At 71.6% G+C, this 12,518-nt stretch carries 9 protein-coding genes; all 9 read left to right on the top strand.

Annotated features, from left to right (window positions below; all coding sequences use genetic code 11):
* Positions 1–40: 40 nt before the first annotated feature.
* Positions 41–1,984: an amylo-alpha-1,6-glucosidase gene (locus NIE79_RS09755; protein ID WP_238678226.1), complete on the top strand. Its 1,944-nt coding sequence runs from the start codon at positions 41–43 to the stop codon at positions 1,982–1,984.
* Positions 1,985–2,120: 136 nt separating this feature from the next.
* Positions 2,121–3,458 (top strand): glycosyltransferase family 4 protein, encoded by a 1,338-nt coding sequence (locus NIE79_RS09750; RefSeq protein ID WP_238678225.1) that lies wholly within the window; start codon positions 2,121–2,123, stop codon positions 3,456–3,458.
* A gap of 83 nt (positions 3,459–3,541) precedes the next feature.
* Positions 3,542–5,242 carry a serine/threonine-protein kinase gene (locus NIE79_RS09745; RefSeq protein WP_308193163.1) on the top strand — a complete coding sequence of 567 codons (1,701 nt, stop codon included), beginning with the start codon at positions 3,542–3,544 and terminating at the stop codon, positions 5,240–5,242.
* Positions 5,243–5,341: 99 nt separating this feature from the next.
* Entirely contained in the window at positions 5,342–6,988 is a 1,647-nt protein-coding gene (locus NIE79_RS09740) for a serine/threonine-protein kinase (protein WP_238678224.1), read from the top strand.
* A 103-nt stretch (positions 6,989–7,091) separates the two neighbouring features.
* The gene (locus tag NIE79_RS09735; protein ID WP_238678223.1) at positions 7,092–7,901 is read left to right on the top strand and encodes a metal-dependent hydrolase; all 810 of its coding nucleotides are present in this window, start codon (positions 7,092–7,094) and stop codon (positions 7,899–7,901) included.
* Positions 7,898–8,806, top strand: a complete 909-nt coding sequence (locus tag NIE79_RS09730) for an amidohydrolase family protein (RefSeq protein ID WP_238678222.1) — start codon at positions 7,898–7,900, stop codon at positions 8,804–8,806. The genes NIE79_RS09735 and NIE79_RS09730 overlap by 4 nt, the downstream gene beginning before the upstream one ends.
* A 263-nt stretch (positions 8,807–9,069) precedes the next feature.
* Entirely contained in the window at positions 9,070–10,101 is a 1,032-nt protein-coding gene (locus tag NIE79_RS09725) for a LacI family DNA-binding transcriptional regulator (RefSeq protein ID WP_238678282.1), read from the top strand.
* Between the two features lie 76 nt (positions 10,102–10,177).
* Positions 10,178–11,482, top strand: coding sequence for an ABC transporter substrate-binding protein (locus NIE79_RS09720; RefSeq protein ID WP_238678221.1), 1,305 nt, complete (start codon positions 10,178–10,180; stop codon positions 11,480–11,482).
* Positions 11,483–11,549: 67 nt separating this feature from the next.
* On the top strand, positions 11,550–12,518 hold the full coding sequence (locus NIE79_RS09715; protein ID WP_238678220.1) for a carbohydrate ABC transporter permease: 969 nt from the start codon (positions 11,550–11,552) through the stop codon (positions 12,516–12,518).

Here is a 12,518-nt window from a genome sequence, read left to right as displayed (position 1 = left end):
TCGTCGTGGCGTGTTACACCCCGCCGCCGGTGGAGGAAAGTTGATCGACATTCACTTCGGCCCGCAGATTTGCGGCGATCTGACCAGCGCGGCCAGCCGGGAGTGGCTGGTCCCCGACGGCCTCGGCGGCTATGCGATGGGCACTGTCGGCGGGCTGCGGACACGTCGCTACCACGGTCTGCTGGTGGTTCCCGGCGAAACACCGGCGTCCCGCCAGGTGGGACTGGTCAGCCTCGACCCGGCGGTCACCCTGCCGTCCGGCGCGCGGGTGCGCCTCGGCGCGCACGAGTGGGCCTCCGGCGACGTGGACCCGCGCGGCTTCGAGCTGCTGGAGCGCTTCGACCTGGTCGACGGGCTGCCCCGGTGGCGGTGGCGGATCGGCGCTGTGGTGATCGAACGGGAGCTGGCAATGCTGCCCGGCCGCTCCTGCGTGGCTGTGGTGCACCGGCTGGTCGCCGGTGGTCCGGTCCGGCTGGAGCTGTCGGCCGCCTGCACCTGGCGGGACGCGCACGGCGAACGGCGGGCCGACGGCCCGGTCCCGCAGGTCGAGGCGGTGGCCGGCGGCGCGGTGGTCGAGGGCGCGTACCGGCTCGCCGGCCCGGACTGGGCGCCCGAGGGGCAGTGGTGGCTGGGCGTGCACCACCGCGAGGAGGCCAACCGCGGTCTCAACGCCGACGAGGACCTCTGGTACGCGGGCCGCTTCTCCGGTGAGCTGGAACGCCCCGGCGACACGATGTCGGTGCGGGCCTGGGCCGGTCGACTCGACGAGGAGCCGCCGCCGGCGGAGGAGATCGTGGCGACCGCGCGGAGGCGCAACCGGCGGGTGGTGGCGACGGCGAAGCCGGCCGACGACGTGGACGCCACCCTGGCGCTGGCCGCCGACGCGTTCGTGGTGCGCACCGACCAGGCGGCGGTGGACGTGGTGGCCGGCTACCCGTGGTTCGGGGCGTGGTCGCGGGACACGATGATCTCGTACGAGGGGTTGTTCCTCTGCACGGGTCGCGCCGACGAGGGTCGGGAGCTGCTGCGGGCGTACGCGGCGACGCTGTCGGAGGGGATGCTCGCCAACACTGCCGACACCGGTCGGGTGGAGTACAACACCGTCGACGGCACGCTGTGGTTCCTGCACGCGGTGAGCCGGCACGTCACAGTCACCGGCGACACCGACCTCGGCGACGAGTTGCTGCCCGCGCTGCGCGCCGTGGTCGACGCCCACGCGGCCGGCACCCGGTACGGCATCCGGGTCGACCCGGCCGACGGGCTGCTCACCCAGGGCGCTCCCGGCACCGCGCTGACCTGGATGGACGCCCGGGTGTACGGGGTGCCGGTCACCCCGCGCACCGGCAAGCCGGTCGAGGTCAACGCGTTGTGGATCAATGGGCTGGCCGGGATCGCGGAGCTGACCGAGCTGGCCGGGCAGGAGGCCGACGAGCTGTGGCGACGCCACCGGCAGGCCACCGCCTCGTTCCGGGAGCGGTTCCCGGCCCCGACCGGCTGGCTGCACGACGTGCTGGACGCGCCGGCGCCGGCGTACCCGTTGGGCGGTGCCGCCCTGCACGACGACGACGCGTTGCGCCCCAACCAGCTGCTGGCCTGGTCGCTGCCGTACGCCCCGTTGGAGCCGGACGAAGCGACGCTGCGCCGGGTCGCGGGCGGGCTGCTCACCCCGCTCGGGCCGCGCAGTCTGGCCCCTGACTCCACGGAGTTCGTGGGCCGGCACCGGGGCGGCCCGGCCGACCGGGACGGGGGCTACCACCAGGGCACGGTCTGGCCGTGGTTGCTCGGCCCGTACGTGGACGCCGCGCGCCGGAGGAAGATGTCCGTCGATGACGTGTTCGTTGGCATTGAGGCCCATTTGATGGAATATGGGTTAGGCTCGGTGAGCGAGACGGCCGATGGCCTCGCGCCGCACACCGCTACCGGGTGCCCGTTCCAGGCATGGTCGGTGGCCGAGCTGCTGCGGGTGCGGCGAAAGAGCCAGTAGCGCTTTACACGACCGCAACGGTGGTGTCGCCGCTGGTTATCGCAATCCCGGCAGGATTGGCCTCGATCCAGACGCGACGGCGACATCGATTCGGTGTCGGTCGGCGCGCGCCCGGGGACAACTCAAAGGGGGCCGCATGTCACCCGATGCCCACGTGATCGACATCAACCCCGCCCGACAGCTGCGGGTGCTGATGCTCTCCTGGGAGTACCCACCGGTGCTCGTCGGCGGTCTCGGCCGACACGTGCACGCCCTCTCCGTCGCCCTCGCCGCCGCCGGCCACGAAGTCACCGTCGTCACCCGCCACAGCGAGGGCGCACCCCTGGAGGAGTACGCCGACGGCGTACGCATCCTGCGCGCCCCCGAAGACCCGGTCACCTTCCCCCTCGCCACCGGCTCACTGCTGGCCTGGACCATGGCCTTCAACCACACCCTCACCCGCACCGCCCTGCGCGCCACCCAGGCCGGCTCCTACGACGTCATCCACGCCCACGACTGGCTCGTCGCCCACACGGCCGTCACCCTCGCCGAGCACCTGGACCTGCCCCTGGTCACCACCATCCACGCCACCGAGGCCGGCCGGCACCAGGGCTGGCTGCCGGAGGAGATGAACCGCACCATCCACGGCGTCGAACACTGGCTCAGCAACTCGTCCATTCGGGTGATCACCTGCTCCGGCTACATGCGCGACCAGGTGACAGCACTGTTCGACGTACCGGCCGCCCACGTCGACGTGGTGCCCAACGGGGTCGACGACCGGGCCTGGCGGGCCCGCCCCCGAGCGGTCGCGTCGGCCCGGGCACGGTTCGCCGGGGACGGCCCGTTGGTCGGGTACGCCGGTCGGCTGGTCTACGAGAAGGGCGTCCAGCACCTGGTGCACGCCGTACCCCGGCTGCGCGAACGACACCCGGGGCTGCGCGTGGTGATCGCCGGCGACGGCCCGTACCGCACCGAGTTGGAGTCGGAGGCCCGGCGACTGGCGCTCAGCTCGACCGTCCGGTTCACCGGGTTCCTCGACTCCACCCAACTACCGGCGATGTTCGGCGCCACCGACGCGACAGTGGTCCCCAGCCTCTACGAGCCGTTCGGCATGGTGGCGCTGGAGGCGGCGGCCGCCGGAGCGCCCCTCGCCGTGGCTCGCACCGGCGGCCTCGCCGAGATCGTCGAACCCGGCGTGACCGGCGTGACGTTCCCGCACAGCGACCCGGACGCGCTCGCCGGCGCGGTCGGCCAACTGCTCGGCGACGAGGTCTTCGCCCGGCGGCTGGCCCGCCGGGCCCGCACGATGGTCGGCGAGCGGTACGGCTGGGCCGCCATCGCGGCCCGCACCGCCGCGAGCTACGCCACAGCCCGTCGCGAACACGGCCCCGTGCAGGCCCGACGCGCCGCCGCCCGACTGAGCGGCGGGCGCACCCGGATCGCCATCCCGGAAGGGAACCTGCTCGCCACCGCCGCCGACCACGCCGCCTGCTGAGCCGAGTCGGACGACCGATAGGTGACTTCCGATCCGCTGGTTAGGGTGTAGCCCGGACAGCGGCTGAGGAGGAGCGTGCACAGGTGCTGATCGCCGGTCGGTACCGACTGCTCGACCTGGTGGGTCGCGGGGGCATGGGTCGGGTGTGGCGCGCCCGCGACGAGATGCTGCACCGCGAGGTGGCGATCAAGGAGATCGTTCCACCGAGCTGGTTGGCCGAAGGTGAACGGGCCGAGGTGCGCTCACGCACCCTGCGGGAGGCGCGCGCCGCGGCCCGGCTCAACCACCCCGCCGTGGTCCGGCTCTACGACGTCGTCGCCGTCGACGGCAGCCCATGGATCGTCATGGAGTACGTCCCGTCCCGCACCCTGCAGGACGTCGTGGACGCCGAGGGGCCGCTGGAGCCGGCCCGCGCGGCCCGGATCGGGCTGGCCGTGCTCGACGCGCTCCAGGCCGCGCACACCGCCGGGGTGCTGCACCGCGACATCAAACCGCAGAACGTGCTCGTGGCGCACGACGGGCGGGTGATGCTCACCGACTTCGGGCTGGCCACCTTCGACGGCGGCGACGGCGCGATGACCCGCCCCGGCATGGTCTTCGGCTCCCCGCAGTACGTGGCCCCCGAACGGGCCGCCGAAGGGGTGTCCACGGTGGCGGCCGATCTGTGGTCGCTCGGGGCGACACTGCACGCCGCGGTGGAGGGGCAGTCCCCGTACGCCCGCAGCACCGCGATGGCCACCCTGAGCGCGCTGGCCGCCGGCCCGCCGGACCCTGCCCCACACGCCGGGGCGCTCGCGCCGGTGCTGGACGGGTTGCTGCGCCGCGACCCGCGCGAGCGCCTCGACCACGAGACGGCCCGTCGGTTGCTCAGGACGGCCGCGACCGGCCGCGTCGACCCGCCGTCGGCAACCGACCGACCCGCGGCCGACCGGCCGGTGCCAGGGCTGGTCGGCCAGCCCGCCACGGCGGACGACCCCGACGACCAGGACCCCACCGTTCCGCTGCCCGACCCGGCCGCCCCGGCCGCCGCCGGTGGCACCTCCCCCACGCCGACCCCGGATCCGGCAGCCGCCGGGCGCACCGCGCGTCGGGTGGCGGTGGTCGCCGTGGCGCTGCTGGTGGCCGTCGTGGCCGGCGTCGGCACCGCGCTGACCCTCGTCGGCGACAAGCCCAGCAACCCCACCGGCTGGTCCTCCCCGCCGCCGAACCGTCCGCCCAACGGCGGGCCGTTCGGGCCCGGCCCGCCGCCCGGCCCGCCGCCGAATGGGCGGAACGTCCCCCCGCCCCCGTTCGCCTGTGTCCGCCCGGACGTCGGCGGTACACCAGTGCGGGCCGGCACGCCGACAGCGGGCGAAGACCTCCGGCCGCCGCCCGGCTGGGTCTGGCACGCCGACACCGCCGGCTTCCGGGTCTCCGTACCGGCGACGTGGCTGACCTCCCGCGACGGCACCGTGGCGTGCTTCCAGGACCCGGCGACCGGGCGGGCCTTCAGCGTCGCCGAAGGCAGCGCCGCCGATCCCCTGGAGCTCCTGCGGACCGCCCGTGACGCGGCGGCCGGAGAGGGCTCCCTGCCGGGGTACGACGAGATCCGGCTCGCCACGGACGACGGCGGAGCCGAGTGGGAGCTCCGCTGGCAGACGCCACACGGCCCGTGGCTGCACGCCCGACAGCAGGTCCTCGGCACCGACCACTGGACGCTCGGTTGGATCACCCGGGACGAGGACTGGGCCGAGGCCGCAGCCGACTGGGAACTGGTGCGAAAGAGTTTCCGACCACCCCGCTGACCTGCACCGTATGGCCATGATCCGGACCACCGTCCGTCGTGGATCGAGGCCGCTCAGTGGATGAGAAAGCCCGCATTGGTGACTATCGTGGATCCCGGGGTGACCGAGGGGGAAGCGACCGTGCATCAGTTGCTGATCGCGGGTCGGTACCGGCTGCTCGACCTGGTCGGCACCGGCGGAATGGGCCGGGTGTGGCTTGCTCGCGACGAGATGTTGCATCGCGACGTGGCAGTGAAGGAGGTCGTGCCGCCGTCCTGGCTGGCCGAGACCGAGCGCGAGGAGCTGCGGCTACGCACCCTGCGTGAGGCACGCACCGCCGCCCGGCTCAACCATCCCAACGTGGTCCGCCTCTACGACGTGGTCCACGACCGGGAGAGCCCCTGGATCGTGATGGAGTACGTACCGTCGCGATCGGTGCAGCAGATCATCAGCGCCGAGGGGCCGCTGAGCCCGCAGCGCACCGCCCGGATCGGGCTGGCGGTGCTCGCCGCGTTGCGGGCCGCGCACGCCGCCGGGGTGCTGCACCGCGACGTCAAGCCGCACAACGTGCTGGTGGCCGACGACGGTCGGGTGGTGCTCACCGACTTCGGGTTGGCCACCTTCGACGGCGGCGATGGTGTGATGACCGGGCCCGGCACTGTGCTCGGCTCGCCGCAGTTCGTCGCGCCCGAACGGGCTCGCGAAGGGGTGTCCGACGCCCGCACCGACATGTGGTCGCTGGGCGCGACGCTCTACGCGACGGTCGAGGGGCAGTCACCGTACGCACGGTCCAGCGCGATGGCGACGCTCAGCGCGCTGGCCACCGAACCACCGGATCCGATGCGTCGGGCCGGCCCGTTGCGTCCCGCCCTCATCGGCCTGTTGCAGCGCGACCCGTGGCGGCGGTTGACCGCCGCCGAGGCGGAGCCGCTGTTGCGCGGCGCCGCGGCGAGCGACGACGAGCCCGCCAAGCCGGTCCGCTCCTCGGCGGTCGCGGCGATCCGGAGCGCCGGGCGGGCCATGACGCCGCACCCGGTCGAACCGGTGGCCCCGTCGGGCGAGCCGGCCACGCCAGCCCCGAGCCCGCGGCGCCCACCTGGCCGGCGAGGGCGCCTGATCGCCCTGGGTTGTGTGGCCACCGCCGTGCTCGTCGCGGGTGGCGTCACGCTGGCGCTGGTCAACCGGCACGATGAGCGGACCCCACCGTCCGGCTCGGGCGGTGGCGCGCCCACCTCCCGGCCTGCGGCGTTCGCCTGCACGTCGTCCCCGCCACCGTCGGCGACCCCGGTGGTGGCGGTGTCACCGCCACCGGATGTGAAGTACGGGCTGCGCAAGGGCTGGACCTGGTACGACGACCCGACCGGGTTCCGGATCGCCGCGCCGGTCGGCTGGGCGCGCTGGACCGAGGGCTCGGTGACCTGCTTCCGCAAATCCGGCGGGTCCCGGGTGCTCAGCGTCGAGGTGGGGCCGGCCCGCCCGGATCCGGTGGCGCACTGGAAGGCCGAGGAGGCTCGGCTGACAGCGAGTGCCGCGCTGCCGGACTATCGCAAGGTGGACATCTCCGCGATGGACATCTTCGAGGGTGGCGCGGTGTGGGAGTGCGGCTGGCAGAACGCCGTGGGCGTTCCGGTGCACAGCTTCCGGCTGTTGGCCAACACCTCGGCCGACCGCTCGTACACCGTCTCGTGGTTGACAGAAGAGTTCGACTGGCAGGTCAACGCGGCATACTTGCCGATGATCCGGCAGAGCTTCACCCCCACCCTGTGACAGGGTCCGATGTGGACCTTCCGGGTGATGCCCCTGCGGCGCCGACGCTGACTACAGTGGCGTAGTTTTGGGCGCTCAAGATCCCTGGGGAGGGTGAGCCGAGATGATGGGACCGCAACACGCGCTGTCCGGCGCGGCGGTGTGGCTGGCCGGCTCCTGGGCGCTGGAGCAGTTCGCCGACTACCACCAGTCGCCGCTCGCGTTGGCGGTGGGCACCGCCGTGTGCGCCGGTGGCGCGCTCTTTCCCGACCTCGACATGTCGGGCAAGGTGACCAAGAACCAGGGTGGGGCCACCGTGGCCCGTACCTTCGGAGTCTTCTCGCTCTTCGCCGCCGAGGTGATGGAGAAGATCTCCCTCGGGGTCTACTACGCCACCAAGCTCAGCAAGGACCCCCGCCGCAACAACGGGCACCGGACGCTGACCCACACGCTGCCGTTCACACTGCTGGTCGGCTGGGGCACCACAGCGCTCTGCGCCGCGTACGGCAAGTGGGCGGTCATCACCATCCTGTTCTTTATGTTCGGCCTGGCGCTGCGCGGGCTGTTCGACGAGTGGGCCGAGCGGGCCGGGTGGGTGATCATCACTCTCGCGTCGGCCGGGGCGGCCTGGTTCACCTTCGCCAACCTGCCGGGCGGACGCGGCTATCCGCTGATCGGCACCGCCCTGGGTGTGGGCTGCTTCGTGCACATCCTCGGCGACATGATCACCAGAGCCGGCGTGCCGATCCTCTGGCCGATCCCGATCAAGCGGCGGATGTGGATGATGATCGGCCTGCCGAACAGCATCGCCCTGCGCGTCGGCAGCAAGGCCGAGGTGGTCGGAATGCGCATCGCACTGACAGTCGTCTCCGCGCTCGCCACCGTCGGCCTGATCGCGCCCTCGGTGCTGAGCCGTTTCGACATCGACATATGACCGATGCGGCGCCGGTGGTCCCGCCGGCCGCGGACGACCGCGTACCGGAGTTCTGCCGCGAGCTGGGGCTGCCCGGCCTCGCCGACGTGCACGTGCACTTCCTGCCGCCACGCCTGCTGCGTCGGGTGTGGGCCTACTTCGACGCCGCCGGGCCACTGGTCGGCACCGAGTGGCCGATCCTCTACCGCTGGAGCGACGCCGACCGGGTGGCGCACCTGCGCCGGCTCGGGGTGCTGGCGTTCAGCGCCCTGGCGTACGCGCACCGACCGGGCATGGCGGCGGAACTCAACCGCTGGACACTGGATTTCGCCCGCGACACCCCCGGGTGCCTGGCCTCGGCCACGTTCTACCCCGAGCCGGACGCCCCCGGGTACGTCGAGGCGGCCCTCGCCGAAGGCGCCAAGGTGTTCAAGCTGCACCTACAGGTCGGCGGCTTCGCGCCGACCGATCCGGCGCTGGACCCGGTGTGGGGGATGCTGTCCGACGCGGGCGTGCCGGTGGTGGTGCACGCCGGGCACGCCCCGGTGGGAACCGCCAACACCGGCCCGGACCCGTTCGCCGCCCTACTCGCCCGCCACCCTCGCCTGACCGCCGTGGTGGCGCACCTGGGCGCCCCGGACTACCGGGCCTTCCTGGACCTCGCCGAGACGTACGAGCAGGTCCGGCTGGACACCACAATGGCGTTCACGCCCTTCTTCGACCAGTTCGTCCCCTTCCCCGCCGAGGAACTGCCCCGGTTGCGCGAGTTGGGGCTGGCCGGCAAGGTCCTGCTGGGCAGCGACTTCCCGAACATTCCGTACCCGTACGCCGACCAGGTGACCGGGCTGGCCCGACTGGACCTGGGCGACGACTGGCTACGCGCGGTCTGCTGGAAAAACGCCGCTACCCTGTTCAACCTGCCCTAACCCCCCGCCCCGCCCCCGCTCGACTCCGCGATCTTGCGCTTTCTGTCCCGACACAAGCTGCATATCCGTCCATGTCGGCAGCAGAAACTGCAAGATCGGCGCGGTCTGCGCGCCACGCGACCCTGCTGAATTCTTTTCGACATCGGCTATTGACGTCGCCGTAACAGGTGGCCTAGCGTCCTGTCGAACCGCTTCGTCGAAACGCTTCGACGAAGTTCGGGAGCGGTCCCACCCCAGGCCGGAGGAGGTGCGCGGTGGCCACCATGCACGACGTCGCCCGCCTCGCACAGGTCTCGGTCAGCACCGTCTCGTACGTGCTCACCGGCACCCGGCCGATCTCGCAGGCCACCCGCAACAAGGTGCTCGCCGCGATGGCGCAGCTCGACTACCAGCCCAACGCGATGGCCCGAGGGCTGGCCAGTCGCCGCAGCCGCATCCTCGGCCTGCTGATGCCGATGGACGAACGCGGCCTCGGCGCCACCGAGACCGCCTTCGTCACCGGTGCCGCCGCCGCGGCCAGCGTCGCCGGCTACCACCTGGTGCTCTCGCCGGTCGGCGGTGGCAACCTCGACGACCTGCGTCGGCTGGCCAGTCAGCGGATGCTCGACGGGGTCGTGCTGATGGAGGTCCAGTTGGCCGACGAGCGGGTCACAGTGCTCCAGGAGGCGGGGGTGCCGCTGGTGCTGATCGGCCGCACCGGCGACACCAGCACGCTCTCGTACGTCGACATCGACTTCGACCAGACTGTCCGGGATGCCGTCGCGCACCTGGTCGGCCTGGGGCACCGGCGAATCGTCTACGTCAACCACTCGGCCGCCACGCTGGCCAGCGGTTACGGGCCCGCGCTGCGTACCCGTGACGCCTTCACCGCGTCGATGACCGGGCACGGCCTGGAGCCGGTGATGATCGCGGCCGAGGACAGCGCCGCCGGCGGTCGGGCCGCCCTGGCCGCCGCGTTCGCGCAGGCCCCGGAGCTGACGGCGGTGTTGGCCATGAACGAGACGGCGATCTTCGGCATCCTCGGCGAGTTGACCGGCCGCGGGTTGTCGGTGCCCGACGACGTCTCCGTCGTCTCGATGGTCACCTCGCCGCAGGTCGCCGAACTGGCCACCCCGGCGCTGACCGCTATGACGTCACCCGGCTCGGCGCTCGGCCGGATCGCGATCGAGGCGCTGACGCGCCACCTGGATGGCCCCGCTGACCTTCGCCACCAGCAACTGCTGCCGTGCGCGTTGGAGATCCGGGGTTCGACCGCCGCACCTCGAAGCCGCCAACCAATGGGGGCTGATCAGTAAATGGCCCGCCGCCGCGCTGCAACGCGACGACGGGCCCCGTGAAGTACCGGCTAGATACTCAACGAGGAGGATGCTAATGCAGCGATTCCGCCGGCTCGTCGCCGCGATCGCCCTGGCGGCGACCGCGACGACCACCGTGGCCGCCTGCGGCGGTGGTGACAACGGGGACGACAGCGACGCCAAGGTTCTCAAGCTCTGGCACTACGAGAGCGAGAACAGCGCCATGGGCGTCGGTTGGAACCGGGCCATCGAGCTCTTCAAGTCCGAGCACCCGGGCGTCGAGGTGCGCTTCGAGCGCAAGGCGTTCGAGCAGATCCAGCAAAACGCCGGCATGATCATCAACTCGTCCGAGGGCCCGGACATCATGGAGTACAACAAGGGCAACGCCACCGCCGGGCTGCTCTCCTCCCAGGGTCTGCTGGCCGACCTGAGCAGCGAGGCCGACAAGCGCGGCTGGGCCAGCAAGCTCAGCCCCAGCCTGCAGACCACCGCCCGGTACAGCGACAAGGGCGTGATGGGCTCCGGCAAGTGGTTCGGCGTGCCGAACTACGGCGAGTACGTCACTGTCTACTACAACAAGGACCTGTTCCAGAGCAACGGCGTCAAGGTCCCGACCACCATGGCCGAGATGACCGCCGCGATGGACACCTTCGTCGGCAAGGGCGTCACCCCGCTGGGCATGGCCGGCGCCGAGTACCCGGCCGGGCAGCTCTTCTACCAGCTCGCCCTCTCCAAGGGTGACCGGCAGTTCGTCGACAACTACCAGCTCTACAAGAACCCTGTCGACTTCAAGGCCGACCCGCTCAAGTACGGCGCGGACACCTTCGCCCAGTGGGTGCAGAAGGGCTACGTCGCGAAGAACTCGGCCAGCCTCAAGGCCGAGGACATGGGCACCGCCTTCATCGGCGGCAAGGTTCCGATGATCGTCTCGGGTAGCTGGTGGTACGGCCGGTTCAAGACCGAGATGAAGGCCAACTGGGACACCTTCCTCTTCCCGGGCAACACCCTGCAGGCCGGCTCCTCCGGCAACCTCTGGGTCGTCCCGGAGAACAGCAAGGCCAAGAGCCTGGCGTACGACTTCATCGACATCACCCTGCGTCCGGAGATCCAGGACCTGATCGGCAACAACGGTGGTGTTCCGGTCGCCGCCGACGCGTCGAAGATCAGCGACCCGAAGGACCGCAAGCTGATCGAGGACTTCAACACGGTCAGCAAGTCCGACGGGCTCGCCTTCTACCCGGACTGGCCGGTCCCCGGCTACTACGACGTGCTCGTCTCCGGCTTCCAGGGTCTGATCAACGGCTCGAAGTCGCCCGACCAGGTCCTCGACACGATCGCCAAGCCGTACGCCGATGGCGTCAAGGAGATCACCGGCAAGTGACACGGCGAGCGGCGGGCGCGACCGGCACGACCGGCGCGCCCGCCCGCCCCGCTGGGAAGGATCTTCCATGGCAGTCTCCGAGACGGTCGCCGCCACACCGCCGGCAGCGACCCCCACCCCGCCCCCGCCCAGCCGCGGACGCCGCGGCCGCAACGCGGCGTACTGGCTCTACCTGCTCCCCGGAGCGGTGCTCTTCCTCCTGGTCATCGGTGCACCGCTGGTCGGCACCCTCTACCTGTCGCTGACCAAGTGGTCCGGCATCGGCGACCCCCGCTGGGTCGGCCTGGCCAACTACCAGCAGTTGCTGCAGGACGACGTGTTCTGGGCGTCGTTCCGCAACACCATCTGGATGCTCGTCGCGATGGTGGTGGTGCCCACAGTGCTCGGGCTGCTGCTCGCCGCTGTGCTCTTCGACGTCATCGGCCGACGGTTCAAGCCCCGCACCGCCGCCGCGCTGCGGGCCGCGTTCTACCTTCCGCAGGTGCTGCCCGTCGTGGTGGCCGGCATCGTCTGGGGCTGGATCCTGCGCCCCGACGGCGCGTTCAACAGCCTCCTCGACGCTGTCGGTCTCGGCGCGTTACGCCACGACTGGCTCGGCGACCCGGGCACCGCCCTACCGGCCGTGATGGCCGTGATGATCTGGGTGCAGATCGGCTACCCGGTGGTCGTCTTCATGGCGGCGTTGCAGCGGGTCGACCCCGAGCTGTACGAGGCGGCCGAGGTCGACGGCGCGAACTGGCTGCACCGGTTCCGGGCGATCACCCTTCCGCAGATCCGGCCGGAGACCTTCGTGGTGGCTCTGACCTGCACCATCGCCGCGTTGAAGGTGTTCGGGCCGATCTTCGCCCTGACCCGGGGTGGCCCGGACAACGCCACGAACGTGCCCTCGTACTTCGCCTACTACACGTTCTTCAAGAAGCTGCAGGTCGGCTACGGCTCCGCGATCTCGATGGTGCTGACACTGATCATCGTGGTGGTGGCCGGGGTCTTCATCTGGATGCAGGCCCGCAGCGAGCGCCGGGACCGGGGGTTCTGA

The organism is Micromonospora trifolii (assembly GCF_022229005.1).
GTDB lineage: Bacteria > Actinomycetota > Actinomycetes > Mycobacteriales > Micromonosporaceae > Micromonospora > Micromonospora trifolii.
Note: the sequence above shows the minus strand (reverse complement) of the source record. Positions and strands in the feature narration are given on the sequence as shown.